Genomic DNA, 15,483 nt, shown 5'->3' with positions numbered 1-15,483 from the left:
TTATGAAAGACTTTTGGAATGAACGGTATGCAAATGAAGAATTTGCTTATGGTACCGAACCTAACGTGTTTTTTAAGCAACAATTAGATAAGCTAAAGCCAGGAAAACTATTGCTTCCGGCTGAAGGTGAAGGTCGTAATGCTGTATATGCAGCCGCTCAAGGTTGGGAAGTTACTGCTTTTGACATGAGTGTAAAAGGTAAAGATAAAGCCTTACAATTAGCAAAATTGAAAGGCGTTGATATTACTTATGAAGTTATAGGTGTAGAAGAATTTAAAAGCGATGAGAAGTTTGATGTTATAGGTTTAAGTTTTGTGCATTTTCCAGTAGAAATTCGTAAAAAGGCACATCAACATTTACTTCAGTTTTTAAAAGTTGGAGGAGAAGTTATTTTTGAAGGCTTTGCAAAAGCGCAATTAGGTAATGCTTCTGGTGGCCCTAAAAATGCAGCCATGTTATTTTCCATAGAAGAAATAAAAGAGGAGTTTTCGCTATTAGAATTTAAAATATTAGAAGAAAAAACAATAGACCTCTCAGAAGGGGATTATCATAAGGGTAAAGCAGAAGTGATACAATTTGTTGGAGTTTCAAAATAATAAAGCCCTTCAGAAATGAAGGGTTTATTAGCTAAAAAATACGCTTTACAATACTAAAATTTTTATTTTATTATTAATTACTACAAGACCAAAATTAGCTTCATTTGTAATGGTGTAATGCAAGTCATTTTTGTAGATTTATTTTGATAATAATTTTGAAAACCAATTATTTTTTTAGTTGTTTTGGAATTAAAATATCGGCTTGAGACATCCTACATTCATTACATTCCCCAATTAAAAACAGTTCTGCAGATTTTATGTTATGCTGCTTTACTTGTGGTATAAGAACTTCAATATCTAAACAATCTACCTTACCACAATTTGTACATTGAAAATGAGGATGTGCATCTGTATGTTTTTCAGAAGAACAGTCTTTACATTTTGCATACCATTTTAAACCATCTCTTCCCATTATAGAATGTAATAAACCTTTGTTTTCCAATCGGTCTAGGATCCTGTAAACCGTGGTTTTATTCATATTCTTATCAAGTTTTTCAACTAATTCAATAGCTGAAATTGCATTTGATTGAAGCTCAAAAAGATGCAACACCTTTTCAACTGATTTTGTTTTTCTTACTTGTGACATAAATGAAAATATAATGTAACCTACGTTACAAATATAATTGTAATACTATCGTAAATTGCAACTCAGTTGCATTAATTATATATCTATGAACAAACATGTATTATTTTCGTTATTTTTATTAAGCTTTTATTTTGGTTATAGTCAAGTATCAATTATTGGTACGGTTAGCGATGAAAGTAACCAACCGTTAGAAAACGTAAACATTACAGTATTACAATCTCTAAATGGAGCAACATCTAATAGTAAAGGCTTTTACCGTTTAGAAATCCCTAAACAATTAGAATCGGTGACCTTAGAATTTACTTATGTGGGTTACAAATCAACTTTACATACCATAGATCTTTCTAACCTAGAAGGTAATGATAGTTACAAGCTAGATGTCATTATGGTTGAAAGTGCACTAGAGCTTGAGGAAGTTACCATCTCAGCAGGCTTTGCTAAAGAGAAAGATAAGTTGCCTTACATAATTACTACATTAAAGAAACAAGACATTGCTACGTCTGGGCAAAGTAATTTATCTCAAAATCTCGCTAAAATTCCTGGAATTTATAACATCAGTTTTGGAAATGGTGTAGGCAAACCTGTGGTAAGAGGTCTTAGCAATGCTAATTTAATTTTACTTAATGATGGCGTTAAACAAGAGAATTTTCAATTTTCTAGTTCGCACCCTTTTTTAATTGATGAAATGTCTGCAGAACGTTTTGAAATTATAAAAGGACCTGCTTCACTACAGTATGGATCTGATGCTGTTGGTGGTGTGGTTAATGTTATAAAAGAACGGCCTGCATCTATCAATACCATTGAGGGTGATTTCACTTCTAATTATCATACAAATACAAATGGCTATTTAAATAGTCTAGGAATAAAAGGTAGTGGTAAAAACCTATTTTGGGGTGTTAGAGCAAGTTTAAAGTCGCACGAAGATTTTTCAGATGGTGATGGAAATGATGTTTATAATACAAGATTTAATGAAGATAACTTTAGTGCTAATCTCGGTACAAGAACAGGTTTCGGGAAATTTTCAGTGCGTTACGATTATACGCGACCGCAATATGGCATTCAAAATATAGCGAGTCAGAATTTAGTAAACACAGTACCAGAATTATTAAGTTCTGGTAGGGAAAATCAAGTTTGGTATCAAAATTTAACTAATCATTTAATCACATCAAACAACACTATTTATTTGAATAAAAATACAATGGATATTGACCTCGGTTATCAATCTAATTTACGTGAAGCTAATGGAGGTGTTTTTAACCAAACAGAAGAAGTATTGTTATCACCTACATATGCATCCATGCAATTAAATACGTTTACCTATAACGCAAAAATGTCTATGCCTTTTGATGACAATCAACTACTTTTTGGTATCAATGGTGCACTTATTTCTAATGACGCAGACGAAAGTAAACCCAATAATCCTTTGCTAGATTCAAAAATTAATAACTTTGGAATTTATGCTATTGGAGACTTTAAACTTAATGAAAAAATAACGGCTACCTCAGGATTACGTTACGATTACAGAAATATGACTTCAGATCCTGTTGTTACGGAAACTACAGATCAGTTTGCTGTAAATAATAGTTATAATAGTGTTACTGGCTCTTTAGGTTTGGTTTATAATTTTAAAAAAGAACACTTTTTCAAGGTCAATATTTCTTCAGGTTTTAGATCGCCTACCATACCAGAGCTTACTCAAAATGGTATTCATAGCGGAATATATGAACGTGGTGATGCTAATTTAAAAGCACAACGCAATTACCAATTTGATGTTAATTATCATTTTCATAAACCTTGGATGACTATAGATGTATCACCTTTTTACAATAAAATAGGAAACTATATCTATTTAATAATGACTTCTGAAGAAGCACCTATTGGTAATGGCAACATATTTGAACATGTACAAAATGATGCTAACTTTTATGGTGGTGAAATTGCATTAGATATTCATCCTAATAAATGGTTTGGTTGGCATAGCGCTTTAAGCATCATAAGGGCAGATTTAACCAATGCACCATTAGATATTGAACACCCAACATTTATACCTCAGGATAGATGGACCAATGAAATAAAGTTTCAACTTGGCAAATTAGCATTTATGAAGCAGTCTTTTGCTTCTGTAGAATTCATGAGCTTTTTTGAGCAAAATAGAACTGGTCAAAATGAAAATTCAACACCAGCTTATAATTTAATTAATCTAAAATTAGGCACTAAAGTCAATATCTTTAATCAAGACTCAGATATTTTTATTAGTGGATTCAATTTAGCCAATGAAACTTATATAGACCATCTTTCATTTACTAAACAATTAGACCTCAATATGATGGGCAGAAATATTGTATTCGGATTAAATATTCCTTTTACCATACGCACTCAAAAAAGTAATCTTTAAAATTATTTGATATGAAAACAATGAAATTAAGTATGATTGCAATATGTAGCATTGCGATACTTTCCTTATCATGTAAAGATGATAAGAAAACGGAACAATTAGATTCCTTAAGCCAAGAAGAATCTACCGCACAAAAAGGCGAACACAAAACTATTTTTGAAAATGAATATGCTCAAGTTTCAAAAATGAACCTCGAATCAGGTGAGTTTTTACCAGTTCACGAAGGTGAAAATAGAGTGATTTATGCATTAACAGATTACACAATAGACTGGGAAGAAGAAGGGAAAATTTTAGGTAATAAAACCTGGAAAAAAGGTGAAGTTCATTATCATAAAGCAGGAAAACATGCTGCAAAAAATAATGGTACTACCAAGGCTGAATGGTTAGCATTTTCTAGGAAAAACACCGATTTACCAGAATGCGGAGAAAACACAGTAGATAATGACGTTAGTTCAGTGTCGCCAGACTTTACAAAAACGTTACTAGATAATGAAGAGTTTAAAATGACACTTGTAAAATTACCTATCGGAAAAAGTATTCCAATGCACTCAGGTATTAATCGTATTATTTATTCGCTTTCTAATTATGTTTTAGAATACGAGTCTGATGCGCATGGCAAGCTAGATAAACAATTTAAACAAGGTGATACCCATTGGCATGAGGCTTGTCAACATGCTTTAAAAAACAGTGGTAAAACAGAAGCTGAGTTTTTGGTAGTTAGTTATAAATGAAAGCAGAAGCAAATGAAGATAACTACAATAAATGAAAAGCAGAAGTGATACGATTTGTGGGTGTTAAATAACAAAAAAGCCTTTTTAAATTTTTTAAAAAGGCTTTTTATTTCATAATACTTTTTAGAAGTATGGACTTATTCTAGTTCTAATTGTGTTCTTATGTCTTCCGTATTTAGATTTTCTAAAAGATCTATAAGATTTGGATACCAATTTTCATGGTAGCCAAACTCTTTAATTCTAAATTCGGATATGGCATCCTCTTTAGACCATTTTTCAAATACAATTCTGTATGCCGCTACAATAATACCAGTCCTATCCGAACCATGCCAACAATGTATTAACACGGGTTTTTCTGCCTCATTTATAGCTTGTAATGCTTCAACAATTTTGGCTTCTGTAAGTTCAGAAGATCGCATAGGTAGATTCACCAGCTTCAAGTTGGTATTTTTGGCTTTTCTCTTATCGATTTTTATGCGTCTAAAATTAATAATTGTTTTAAATCCATAATTTTCTAATTCTTTAAACGCTTTTTTACTTGGTTGCTCAGAACGATAAATGGAGTCATTTAATGCGAATAGATTATTAAATCGTTTTGAGTTGAATTTCAAACTATCAGTCGCTTGTGCATTTACAAACCCAAATGAAAGTAAATAACCAATAAATAGGATGTGAAATAGTTTCATTCTATTCTAAATTAAATAGGTATTAAAAGTATGGCATGGTATGCATTTAAAATGTTATAAAAACGATAATTAACATGGAATTTAACAACAAATTGAATGCGATTATAAACATCACCTTTTATGATGTTATAGATACCTGAATTAATGAAATTCATAATCCGTTTGAGGAACAGTTGAAAACGAATATTCACCAAGATAATCACAATATGCTCTACCTTCTAAAGTTGGAGAAACTGGCGAATTCTTTTTTAAGTATTCTTCCACAGCTTCATGTATGGTGTAATCTTTTACTTCCACATCCTTAACATTTGCCATGCGACATAAATTGTCTATTGGGTCACCAGGACGTACACAAGCAGAAATGGTATAATATGCATCATCTTGCATTTCTTCACCTTTCACAATTATAGATTTAATGCGTTTACCTCGTTCATTCTGACTATTAAAATCGACTTTCATACCAGAAAAACGAACTAACCAGCCACCAAAACGTTCTGTTGGGTCTTCAGAAAAAGCATTATGCATTTCTTTTTCTAACCAATCCTTAATTTGTTTTCCTGTAGCTTTTCCTGTTTTTACAGGTTCGTTTACAGGCAGTAAATTCCATAAGTTAGCTCTGGTTATTGGTGCAGGTTTTCCATCTGCAGGTACAATTGGGTTTCCAAATCTAAAGCCGTTAGATATTGAAATATCCGCACCAGTTTTCCAACGTGCAGCATCGGTAATCATATTATCCATAGGGTTTTCAACTGTTAAATATCTATAAATTGGTGTGTTGGTGTACCCAACAATAGTTTCCAAATTCTCTTTGTAAGGTGCTTTTTCGGTATCTACTAGTGCCTGAATTGTTTTATCTGCAGGATAAACTTCTGGATCCACATCAATAAGATCATAATCATCACCAACTAATTTACCATTTACAAAATGTAAGGTCAGCTTACCAACAAAAGAACCAAAAGCACCTGGTTCTGTAACCTTGGCATATTTCCCTTGAATCATTTCACGTACACGCTCGTGCGTATCGTTACCTAAAACATAATCGGCATGTTCTGCAATAGGATTATTGGCCAATTCTACTTGTTTAAAAATACCAATATGCGTTACTAAGAACAGCACATCTATTTTTTCTTTCACCTTAATGTCGTCTACCATTTTTTTCAATTCATCGTCAAGACCACTAAAACCTATGCCTTTACTAAAAATAGGATTTTGTCTTACAGGAACATCAGGATCGTTAATGCCAACAAAGCCTAAACGCACACCTTCAATTTCCTTTACAGCATAGGCAGGAAATAATGGTTTTTCATCGTCATCATTAAACATATTTTGAACTATAACGTTGGTTTCATAACCTTTCATAATTTCTAGCATCATGTCTTTGCCATAAACCACTTCCCAGTTACCAGGAATAATAACGTCGTAGCCCATATTTTTAATGACATCTTGCATCACTTTACCTTCAGATAAAGCAGCATAACCGCTTCCTTGTATTAAATCGCCACCATCTACAATAAGGGTTCTATTTGGGTTTGCTTCACGTTCTTTATCAAAAAGTGTTTTAATGTTAGCGAGTCCACCACGATTTTTAAATACAATTTTCTCGTCTTCCCAAAATAATTCGGGATGTGTATCCATTTGCCCATGAATATCGGCAGTTTGTAAAATGGTTATGCTTAGCGTGTCGTTTTTCGTTGTGCTGTTGTCTGCCGTTTTGTTTTTATTTTCCAAATTACAGGATAGTGTTGCAACTAAAATTGCTAAAACAAAAACAGTTTTCAAAATCGATTTTTTATGTGTCATAATTAAAGGCTTAAGTTTTTATAATCTTGTTTTTGAAGTTGAAAATTATACAGAATGCCGTTTTCTACAATTTTTATGTCGTCAGGAACGGAAGCTCTATCAATTTTAAATTTATCAAGCGAAAATCCACAAGCAACAATTTGCACACCTGCTTTTTTCGCTTTTTCTATGAATTTATTGATTTTTTCAGAATCTGTAATGTCACCAATGTTTTGTCCGCAGATGATAACTTCAAAATTCCCAAAGTCTTTTCCTTCTTCGGCTTTTAGTGCTTCTGCAGTTAAAATTATAGGTTGTAATTGCGGTATTTTTTTGGTGAGTACTACATAATTGTTCTTTTCATTTTTTTGTGAATGCTGTGCTTGCATGTGAGCACTAGTAAAAAACGTAAATAATAAAAGGGCTGATGTAAAAAATATTTTTTTCATTTTAATTTTGTTTTAAAAGGTTCTCGGTGTCGTTCATTATAAAAAAAAGAAGTCCACCAAATATGGCTATGTTTTTAAATAAAGGTCCAAGTGTTGTAATCTGTCCAACTTGAACGGTTAGTGTGATGGGAATTAATACTGCCATCAAAATAATTGCCGACCATTTGGTTTTATACCCTATAAGGAATAAAAAACCTGCTATTAGCATTACGATACCAGAAAGGATGATAAGCCATTGTGGTTCGCCAAAAAAATAGGCGATGCCTTTAAAGCTAGCTTGTTCAATTCTTTGAGCTGTTTTTTCTACATGAAGCAAGTGGTTAAAACCTGCGACTAGAAATATACCACTCACTAATATGCGTAACAACTGTATGGAACGACGGCTTATTAAAAGTTTTGTCGTCATTTTTAATATGTAAAAAGGTTTGTTTGCTGAAGTGTATTTTCGAGTTAGTTGGTATAACCATTAAGAAAATAGAAACTTCAAATTTTAAGATGATTAAAATTAAACCAAACGAGGAGGAGGAGATACGCTTTCTAGATAGCGATAACTTAATCTTGAAGTAAAATAATCGTTAAAAACTGTAAATGATTTTAGCATGTTAGATGTCCAAGAAAACAATTCAAATTGAAATTGTGAGGTACAAATAACATTTACAGAAATCTGTTGTGATGGATTCATATCAGCTTGCGAAACATCCATAGCTTTATCTGCGAGTTTTGGAGCATTTTTCTTTTTACAAAATGGCTTTACAAAAGTGATAGCATCATCGCCAAACAGTATTTTTAAGCCATTCGCATCTATGGCAATTAATTTTGCCAAAAATACAAAAGCTAATAATGCTGCTATATAGGTTTTAGTTTTCACGAATCACAAAAATATAAGAATTCTATTAGTGTAAAGTAACTTTTGTTACTTATGAATTTACTGACTAATAAGAATTAATAAATTTAATTTTTTTCGTATTGAAAATTGCACCAATTAATAGTGAAATAGACTCTAAGAGCATTTATTTAAAAATTAAAGTTAACTAAGTTACTATTGTTACATACAGTATATATTATAGTATTAAATTTGCATAATACGTTAGTTTCATAAAATTCTATTCTGAATGGAAGACATGCTATTTTACGATAGAATGCAGTTTGCATTTACTATCACATTTCACTATTTATTTCCCCAACTCACAATGGGATTATCGTTAATGATAGTCTACTTTAAATGGAAATTTCTCAGGTCCAAAATTGAAAAATACAACGATGCAGCAAAATTCTGGATGAAGATTTTTGCGCTTAACTTTGCCATGGGAGTCGTCACAGGTATTCCAATGGAATTCCAATTCGGTACCAATTGGGCTAAGTTTTCAGAGCTTACAGGTGGTATAATCGGTCAGACCTTAGCCATGGAAGGGATGTTTTCCTTCTTTTTAGAATCGTCCTTTTTAGGACTCTTTTTATTTGGTGAAAAACTATTAGGTCATAAACTTCATTTTGTCACAGGTTTTTTAGTCTTTTTGGGCTCTTGGGCAAGTGGTTATTTAATAATAGCGACACACTCATGGATGCAATATCCGGTAGGTTATGAGGTTTTAGAAAACGGTAAATTTATACTTAATAATTTTGGTGCACTATTTTCTAATCCTTGGTTGTTGCCTTCTTATTTGCATAATCAAGCGGCATCTTTAGTCACTTCATCATTCGTTGTTGCAGCTATTGGAGCATTTTATTTATTAAATAATAAGCATCACGAATTTGGTAAACTGTTCGTAAAAACAGGAGTTATTTTTGGATTAATTTCTAGTTTATTAGTAGCCTTTCCAACAGGTGATTGGGCAGCTAAAAATGTTGCAGAACACCAACCTGTAACCTTTGCAGCTATGGAAGGTATTTTTGAAACCGAAGAAGGAGGTTCAGAAATTGTTTTAATAGGGCAACCTAACATGCTAGAAAAAAAGCTAGATAATAAAATTGCTGTACCTAATATTCTAAGTTTTTTAACCTATCAAGATTGGGATGCACAAATTAAAGGACTAAATGAGTTTGATGAAAGCGTACATCCTACAAACGTTCCTGGTTTATATTATTCTTATCATATTATGGTAGGGTTAGGTACTATTTTCATAGGCTTAATGTTATTGGCTGTTGTGCAGTTATTCCGAAAAAAATTATATCAAACCAAATGGATTTTATGGTCGCTTATGTTTATGCTGCCATTTCCATATATCGCTAATACAACCGGTTGGTACACGGCAGAATTAGGTAGACAACCATGGTTGGTTTACGATTTATTAAGAACTGCAGATGGGGCATCTCCAACAGTATCTTCTGGTAATACCTTGTTTACATTACTTGGTTTTATCGGTTTGTATCTGCTACTTGGAATGCTGTTTTTAATGCTAGCAGGTAAAATAATTAACAAGGGACCACAACTAAATCAACAACACTAATTATGGAATTATTTTGGTATATCGTTTTAATGACAATGTTAGCCGTTTATGTAATTTTAGATGGTTATGATTTTGGAGCAGGCATTATTCATTTGTTTTTCGCAAATGAAGAAAAAGATAAAAAAGCAATTACAAACGCAATTGGTCCTTTTTGGGATGCTAACGAAGTTTGGTTAATCGCAGCTGGTGGAGTATTGTTTTTTGCATTTCCAACATTGTACGCATCATCTTTCAGTGGATTTTATTTACCGCTAATTATGATTTTATGGTTGTTGATTTTTAGAGCCATTGGTTTAGAACTTAGAGGGCAAATACATAATAAAATGTGGGAAACCATTTGGGATAAAGCTTTTGGTATCGCTAGCTTACTATTAGCGCTGTTTTTTGGTGTCGCTTTAGGTAATGTAGTTAGAGGTGTAAATCTAGGAAATGTTGTTGATGGCGTTTCTACGTATGAAGCACATTATTTCTTTTTACCACTTTGGAATCCAACATTTAGTCCACAAGCAGAACAGCTAGGGATTTTAGATTGGTTTACGGTATTGTTAGGAATTGTTGGAGTAGTAGCATTAACCATTCATGGTGCCAACTGGATAATTTTTAAAACGAACGCAGACTTAAATGAAAAGCTAAAAAAAGTAGTTTTCAATCTTAATTTTGTACTGTTGGCTTTAGTTATTGTGTCACTTTTAATATGGCATATAATTGAACCAAAACCATTTCATAATTTTATAGATAATCCTTGGTTGTGGATTTTTCCAATTATTACATTCACTGGACTTTTCGGATTATTTAAGGTAAAAACCTTTAAAAAACATGGTATGGGCTTCTTGTTTTCTTCTTTGTTTTTAGGAGGAGGATTAGCATCAACTGTAGCTTCAATTTTTCCAAAGGTATTACCATCAACAAATAGCATAAATCCAGATTTAACTTTGTATAGTGTTGCGGCTCATGAATATGGATTGTCAGTAGGAGTCTATTGGTTTATCATTGCAATCATTTTAGTTATTGTTTATTTTACAATTCAATATCGCGTATTTAAAGGAAAAATGGATGATGTTGGCTATGGTGAACATTAATTAAACCAGACTATTATGACAGGTACTTTAATTTCTTTAATTAGTATTTTCATAGGAATCATTGCTGCAAATGTATTCGCTTATTTTAAGAAGGAATATTCATTTGGCTTCACAGGAAATACCTTAGTTGGTGTATTTGGAAGTATATTTTTTATTAAGTCATTTGGAAGATTGGGTTTTGATCCTTGGTCTATAATGGCAGGCGGAACATTTCATAGTAATTTGTTTATAATAAATTGTTTGGTTTCAGTATTTGGTGGAATCATTGGTTTAATAGCTATAAAATATATTTCTAAGAGATTGAATAAAGAAAAACATAACTTATAAAGCTTTAAAAAATAATCAAACAGAAGAGTGTTTGATTATTTTTTGTAAATTTGTTAACCAGTTGGTTAAACCATTTAGTTAATATGAAAAAAGCAAAAGACGATAATACCGAAGGACTAATATTAAAAGCTGCAAAAAGTGTCTTTCAATCTAAGGGAATGGATGGTGCACGTATGCAAGAAATTGCAGATAAGGCAGGCATTAATAAAGCTTTACTTCATTATTATTACCGAAGCAAACAGTTGTTATTTGAAGCCGTTTTTAATAATGCCTTTTCATTATTAGCACCACAATTAAATGCTATTTTAAATGATGATTCATCAATTGAAGACAAGGTGAGAAACTTCACTTCTAATTACATCTCATTTATAAACAAACATCCGTATTTGCCAACCTTTGTTATTCAGGAACTTAATAGAAATCCAGATTTTATTTTAAAAATGAAAGATAATCCTGGTTTTCCAAATCTCGAAAAGTTTAAAAATCAGGTTAAAACTGAAGTTGAAAACGGTCTTATAAAACCCATTAGTGCAGCACAATTATTTATGAATATAATGGCATTAAATGTTTTTCCATTTGTTGCCAAACCCTTGCTCATGGCATTTACAAGCACAGATAATGATGCTTATAATCAACTTATGGAAAAACGTAAAACAGAAGTTGCCGATTTTATAATTAATTCTATAAAGAACACCTAAAATGAAACAGTTACTAGTCATTTTAATATGTCTAATTACATTGCCAAGTGTTGCTCAGCAAAGTATTACATTAGAAGAATGCTATCAATTAGTTACAACAAACTATCCGTTAGCTCAGCAATCAAAGCTATTAGATTCACAGAATAAACTTGATGCCGAAGTGATTTATACTTCAAAATTACCGCAATTTAGTTTAGATGCTCAAGCGACTTATCAATCTGATGTTATAGAGTTTCCTATTGCCATGTCTGGCATAGAACCTTTAAATAAAGACCAATATAGAGCTACACTTTCTGTAAATCAACTTATTTATAATGGTGGTGCAACGGATGCTTCTTTAGATTTAAAATCGGCTCAATTAAAATCGAAACAGAAACAAGTTGACATCAACTTATACCAATTAAAACAACAAATCAATCAGCTTTATTTTTCAATTTTATTAGCTCAAGAATACAATTTGCTATTAAATGCAAAAAAAGAGCAAATAGAAGCAAAACTTAAAGAGGTGAAATCTGGCATTAAATATGGAGTCGTTTTACCTTCATCTGATAAAATTTTAGAAGCCGAATTATTAAAAATAAAACAACAATTTCAAGAATTAAAAAGTAATAAAACAACACTTATAGAAACACTTTCTAGTTTAATTAATCAGCCATTAAGTGATGACATAGAATTTGAAAACTTACTTATAGAAACGCATTTAGAATCCAGTTTGAAACGGCCAGAACTAGAGTTGTTTCAATTCAAAAAAGAAGAAATAGAAACTTCTGAAAGCTTAATATCTAAACAAAATGCACCAAAATTATTTGGGTTTGCAACAGGTGGTTATGGAAACCCTGGATTAAATATGCTCGATAATTCATTTCAAGCATTTTACACCGTTGGTATTAAATTGAATTGGAATGTTTTCGACTGGAATTCCAACAAAAAGCAACGTGAATCCTTGGCTATTAATAAGGATATTGTAGATAATGAAACTGAAGTTTTTAAACTTAATACCAACATAGAACTAAATCAACAACAAAACGAAATAGAGAAAATTGAAAGTTTTATCACTTCAGATTTAGAGATTATTAGCCTTAGAAAAGAGGTGCTTAAATCAGCAGATTCTCAACTCAAAAATGGTATTATAACATCATCAGCATACATTACAGAACTCACTAATTTATACGAAGACGAAAACACCTTAATTAAACATAGAATTCAATTACAACTCGCAAAAGCAAATTACAACATCATTAAAGGACAATAAAATCTGCGAATATTAGTGGAATTTGCGGGAGAAAATAAGAGAAAAATGAAATACTATAAACACATATTAGCAACAACCATTATTGCAACAAGTCTATTTTCTTGCGGAAATGATAACGGAAAAGCAGATGGTTACGGAAACTTCGAAGCTACCGAAATTACCATTTCAGCAGAAAACAATGGGAAACTAATGCAGTTTAATCTAGAGGAAGGTGATGTACTTCAAAAAGCGCAATTTATTGGGTATATCGATACCATTCCTTTGTCACTTAAACGCGAACAATTAGAAGTGTCTAAAGCAGTAATCAGCTCAAAATCAAAAGGTGTTTTATCTCAAATAAGTGTGTTAAATTCAAGATTAAGAACAGCGAACACTAATAAAACAAGAGCTGAAAACTTAATAAAGGATAATGCAGGCACACAAAAACAATTAGATGATGTTTCTGGTGAAATTGATGTGATTAAAAATCAAATTAGAAGTGTTGAAATTCAAAATGCACCTGTCGTTAATGAACTTAAATCAATTGATGTACAGCTAAAACAAATTGATGACCAGATTGAGAAAAGCAAAATTATTAATCCAACTCACGGAACAGTTTTAACCAAATACGCAGAACCGAATGAGATTACTGCATTTGGAAAACCGCTCTACAAAATTGCTGATTTAACAACGATGCAACTGCGAGTTTATATTAGTGAAACACAATTAGCCAATTTAAAAATAGGGCAGGAAGTAACCGTGAAAATAGATGACGCAGACACCATGAAGTCTTATAAAGGTAAGATTAGTTGGATAGCATCCGAAGCGGAATTTACGCCAAAAATTATTCAAACTAAAGAAGAACGAGTGGCATTAGTTTACGCTGTAAAAGTCGATGTTAAAAATGATGGCAGTCTAAAAATAGGGATGCCAGCTGAAATGTGGATGAGTAATTCAGAAGATAATTGATAAATAATAATTTAAATATAATACAATGGATAAGCATAGTTATAACGTTAACCTTAATTGGTTAGAAAGTAGAAAAGGACAAGTGTGTTCGCCAGAATTACACAATAAAGAAACAAATGAAACAAATTGTATAGAAGTTGCAACACCACCAGAATTTCCTGGAGGAATGCCAAATATATGGTCGCCAGAACATTTATTTACAGCAGCTGTAAGCAGTTGTTTAATGACCACTTTTTTAGCTATAGCAGAATTTTCAAAACTTGATTTTGTGAGTTTTAAATGTGATTCAAAAGGAATTTTAGAAAAAGTAGAAGGCAAGTTTGTTATGAGTGAAGTTTTATTATTTCCAGAAGTTGTTATTACAGACGCGTCTAAACGAGACCGAGCCGAACGCATTGTTGAAAAAGCAGAAAAAGCTTGTTTAATTTCAAATTCTATTACTTCAAAAATTACTATTGACATCAAAATAATTGTTCAAAATTAATTTAAAGTGAGTATAACGGTTAGCCATATTAGTAAGTCTTATAAAAGTGTAAAAGCTTTGCAACATATTTCATTTGATGTAAAAACAAACGAAATTTTTGGACTCATTGGTCCTGATGGAGCTGGTAAAACAACATTGTTTAGAGTATTAACAACGTTGTTGCTTGCAGACGAAGGTAATGCAACCGTGGCTGGTTTTGATGTGGTTTCAGACTATAAAAAAATTAGAAATAGTGTGGGTTATATGCCTGGGAAATTTTCACTTTATCAAGATTTAACAGTCGAAGAAAATCTAATTTTTTTCGCAACGATATTTGGCACAACCATCGAAGAGAACTACGATTTAATAAAGGAAATCTATGTTCAATTAGAGCCTTTTAAAAATAGAAGAGCAGGGAAATTATCTGGAGGAATGAAACAAAAACTCGCTTTATGTTGTGCGTTAATCCACAAACCAAAGGTGTTGTTTTTAGATGAGCCAACCACAGGAGTAGACCCAGTTTCTAGAAAAGAATTTTGGGAAATGCTAAAGCGATTACAACAAAAAGACATCACCATTTTAGTATCTACACCATATATGGACGAAGCTGCTTTATGTGATAGAATTGCTTTAATTCAAGATGGTGAAATCTTGCAGATTGACACACCACAAGCCATTGTAAAACATTACCCAAAACAAATTTATAATGTACGTGCCAATAATATGTATCAACTTATTAACGCATTAAATGCCTATGAGTTTAATCACAGTGTTTATCCTTTTGGTGAGTTTGTGCATTACACAGATAAGAGAACGGATTTTAATCCTGAAGATTTAAAAGTGCATTTAGAAGCTAGAAAGTTATCAATCATTCGTATTGATAAAACGGTAGCAACCATTGAAGATACCTTTATGGAATTAGCGAAATAAATAGACAAGACCTTGCATGTTTTAAAAACCTAGCAGGTCTCTAAATTAGAACTGGTGTCTTAGAGAAGTCGAAGTCATAACCTTATAAGTATAAAAATAAAAAGATTCCCACTTTGT

17 protein-coding genes are annotated in these 15,483 nt (G+C 32.0%); 11 read left to right on the top strand and 6 right to left on the bottom strand.

Features of this window, described 5'->3' with window-relative positions:
• The first annotated feature begins 2 nt into the window (after window positions 1–2).
• Window positions 3–596: a class I SAM-dependent methyltransferase gene (locus tag ACJJVO_RS07770; RefSeq protein WP_405572496.1), complete on the top strand. Its 594-nt coding sequence runs from the start codon at window positions 3–5 to the stop codon at window positions 594–596.
• Between the two features lie 166 nt (window positions 597–762).
• Here ACJJVO_RS07770 and ACJJVO_RS07765 read toward each other — a convergent pair whose 3' ends face one another.
• Window positions 763–1,182, bottom strand: a complete 420-nt coding sequence (locus ACJJVO_RS07765) for a Fur family transcriptional regulator (RefSeq protein ID WP_405572494.1) — start codon at window positions 1,180–1,182, stop codon at window positions 763–765.
• Window positions 1,183–1,267: 85 nt separating this feature from the next.
• Here ACJJVO_RS07765 and ACJJVO_RS07760 point away from each other — a divergent pair, with 85 nt between their 5' ends.
• Both ACJJVO_RS07760 and ACJJVO_RS07755 read left to right on the top strand, forming a co-directional pair.
• Window positions 1,268–3,577: a TonB-dependent receptor gene (locus tag ACJJVO_RS07760; RefSeq protein ID WP_405572491.1), complete on the top strand. Its 2,310-nt coding sequence runs from the start codon at window positions 1,268–1,270 to the stop codon at window positions 3,575–3,577.
• A gap of 11 nt (window positions 3,578–3,588) precedes the next feature.
• Complete coding sequence (locus tag ACJJVO_RS07755; RefSeq protein WP_405572488.1) at window positions 3,589–4,308, top strand: hypothetical protein; 720 nt, start codon at window positions 3,589–3,591, stop codon at window positions 4,306–4,308.
• A 137-nt stretch (window positions 4,309–4,445) separates the two neighbouring features.
• Here ACJJVO_RS07755 and ACJJVO_RS07750 read toward each other — a convergent pair whose 3' ends face one another.
• The 5 genes from ACJJVO_RS07750 to ACJJVO_RS07730 form a co-directional block, all read right to left on the bottom strand.
• Entirely contained in the window at window positions 4,446–4,994 is a 549-nt protein-coding gene (locus tag ACJJVO_RS07750; RefSeq protein ID WP_405572486.1) for a dual specificity protein phosphatase family protein, read from the bottom strand.
• 141 nt (window positions 4,995–5,135) lie between these two features.
• Window positions 5,136–6,794 (bottom strand): bifunctional metallophosphatase/5'-nucleotidase, encoded by a 1,659-nt coding sequence (locus tag ACJJVO_RS07745; protein WP_405572483.1) that lies wholly within the window; start codon window positions 6,792–6,794, stop codon window positions 5,136–5,138.
• Window positions 6,795–6,796: 2 nt separating this feature from the next.
• Entirely contained in the window at window positions 6,797–7,222 is a 426-nt protein-coding gene (locus tag ACJJVO_RS07740) for a sulfur reduction protein DsrE (protein WP_405572481.1), read from the bottom strand.
• Window position 7,223: 1 nt separating this feature from the next.
• On the bottom strand, window positions 7,224–7,628 hold the full coding sequence (locus tag ACJJVO_RS07735; RefSeq protein WP_405572478.1) for a DoxX family protein: 405 nt from the start codon (window positions 7,626–7,628) through the stop codon (window positions 7,224–7,226).
• Between the two features lie 99 nt (window positions 7,629–7,727).
• A complete protein-coding gene (locus tag ACJJVO_RS07730) occupies window positions 7,728–8,090 on the bottom strand; it encodes a hypothetical protein (RefSeq protein ID WP_405572476.1) in 363 nt (120 codons plus the stop codon).
• A 244-nt stretch (window positions 8,091–8,334) separates the two neighbouring features.
• On the opposite strand from ACJJVO_RS07730, the gene ACJJVO_RS07725 reads away from it, so the two are divergent.
• From ACJJVO_RS07725 to ACJJVO_RS07690, 8 genes are all read left to right on the top strand, one after another.
• The gene (locus tag ACJJVO_RS07725; protein WP_405572474.1) at window positions 8,335–9,669 is read left to right on the top strand and encodes a cytochrome ubiquinol oxidase subunit I; all 1,335 of its coding nucleotides are present in this window, start codon (window positions 8,335–8,337) and stop codon (window positions 9,667–9,669) included.
• A gap of 2 nt (window positions 9,670–9,671) precedes the next feature.
• The gene (gene cydB / locus ACJJVO_RS07720; protein WP_405572472.1) at window positions 9,672–10,748 is read left to right on the top strand and encodes a cytochrome d ubiquinol oxidase subunit II; all 1,077 of its coding nucleotides are present in this window, start codon (window positions 9,672–9,674) and stop codon (window positions 10,746–10,748) included.
• Window positions 10,749–10,763: 15 nt separating this feature from the next.
• Window positions 10,764–11,075 (top strand): hypothetical protein, encoded by a 312-nt coding sequence (locus tag ACJJVO_RS07715; protein ID WP_405572470.1) that lies wholly within the window; start codon window positions 10,764–10,766, stop codon window positions 11,073–11,075.
• An 83-nt stretch (window positions 11,076–11,158) separates the two neighbouring features.
• Window positions 11,159–11,773: a TetR/AcrR family transcriptional regulator gene (locus ACJJVO_RS07710; protein ID WP_405572468.1), complete on the top strand. Its 615-nt coding sequence runs from the start codon at window positions 11,159–11,161 to the stop codon at window positions 11,771–11,773.
• Window position 11,774: 1 nt separating this feature from the next.
• Window positions 11,775–13,025, top strand: a complete 1,251-nt coding sequence (locus ACJJVO_RS07705) for a TolC family protein (RefSeq protein ID WP_405572465.1) — start codon at window positions 11,775–11,777, stop codon at window positions 13,023–13,025.
• Between the two features lie 45 nt (window positions 13,026–13,070).
• Window positions 13,071–13,973 (top strand): HlyD family secretion protein, encoded by a 903-nt coding sequence (locus ACJJVO_RS07700; RefSeq protein ID WP_405572464.1) that lies wholly within the window; start codon window positions 13,071–13,073, stop codon window positions 13,971–13,973.
• 25 nt (window positions 13,974–13,998) lie between these two features.
• Window positions 13,999–14,457 (top strand): OsmC family protein, encoded by a 459-nt coding sequence (locus tag ACJJVO_RS07695; RefSeq protein WP_405572461.1) that lies wholly within the window; start codon window positions 13,999–14,001, stop codon window positions 14,455–14,457.
• A 6-nt stretch (window positions 14,458–14,463) separates the two neighbouring features.
• Window positions 14,464–15,366, top strand: a complete 903-nt coding sequence (locus tag ACJJVO_RS07690; protein ID WP_405572460.1) for an ABC transporter ATP-binding protein — start codon at window positions 14,464–14,466, stop codon at window positions 15,364–15,366.
• Window positions 15,367–15,483: the final 117 nt, after the last annotated feature.

Origin of the sequence: Winogradskyella sp. Asnod2-B02-A (assembly GCF_045063645.1) — a bacterium.
Taxonomy (GTDB): domain Bacteria; phylum Bacteroidota; class Bacteroidia; order Flavobacteriales; family Flavobacteriaceae; genus Winogradskyella.
Note: the sequence above shows the minus strand (reverse complement) of the source record. Positions and strands in the feature narration are given on the sequence as shown.

Bases quoted from the DNA above. Each gene is read 5' to 3' on its own strand.
- ACJJVO_RS07770 (WP_405572496.1), top strand. From the start codon at position 3: ATGAAAGACTTTTGGAATGAACGGTATGCAAATGAAGAATTTGCTTAT.
- ACJJVO_RS07765 (WP_405572494.1), bottom strand. From the start codon at position 1,182: ATGTCACAAGTAAGAAAAACAAAATCAGTTGAAAAGGTGTTGCATCTT.
- ACJJVO_RS07760 (WP_405572491.1), top strand. From the start codon at position 1,268: ATGAACAAACATGTATTATTTTCGTTATTTTTATTAAGCTTTTATTTT.
- ACJJVO_RS07755 (WP_405572488.1), top strand. From the start codon at position 3,589: ATGAAAACAATGAAATTAAGTATGATTGCAATATGTAGCATTGCGATA.
- ACJJVO_RS07750 (WP_405572486.1), bottom strand. From the start codon at position 4,994: ATGAAACTATTTCACATCCTATTTATTGGTTATTTACTTTCATTTGGG.
- ACJJVO_RS07745 (WP_405572483.1), bottom strand. From the start codon at position 6,794: ATGACACATAAAAAATCGATTTTGAAAACTGTTTTTGTTTTAGCAATT.
- ACJJVO_RS07740 (WP_405572481.1), bottom strand. From the start codon at position 7,222: ATGAAAAAAATATTTTTTACATCAGCCCTTTTATTATTTACGTTTTTT.
- ACJJVO_RS07735 (WP_405572478.1), bottom strand. From the start codon at position 7,628: ATGACGACAAAACTTTTAATAAGCCGTCGTTCCATACAGTTGTTACGC.
- ACJJVO_RS07725 (WP_405572474.1), top strand. From the start codon at position 8,335: ATGGAAGACATGCTATTTTACGATAGAATGCAGTTTGCATTTACTATC.
- cydB (WP_405572472.1), top strand. From the start codon at position 9,672: ATGGAATTATTTTGGTATATCGTTTTAATGACAATGTTAGCCGTTTAT.
- ACJJVO_RS07715 (WP_405572470.1), top strand. From the start codon at position 10,764: ATGACAGGTACTTTAATTTCTTTAATTAGTATTTTCATAGGAATCATT.
- ACJJVO_RS07710 (WP_405572468.1), top strand. From the start codon at position 11,159: ATGAAAAAAGCAAAAGACGATAATACCGAAGGACTAATATTAAAAGCT.
- ACJJVO_RS07705 (WP_405572465.1), top strand. From the start codon at position 11,775: ATGAAACAGTTACTAGTCATTTTAATATGTCTAATTACATTGCCAAGT.
- ACJJVO_RS07700 (WP_405572464.1), top strand. From the start codon at position 13,071: ATGAAATACTATAAACACATATTAGCAACAACCATTATTGCAACAAGT.
- ACJJVO_RS07695 (WP_405572461.1), top strand. From the start codon at position 13,999: ATGGATAAGCATAGTTATAACGTTAACCTTAATTGGTTAGAAAGTAGA.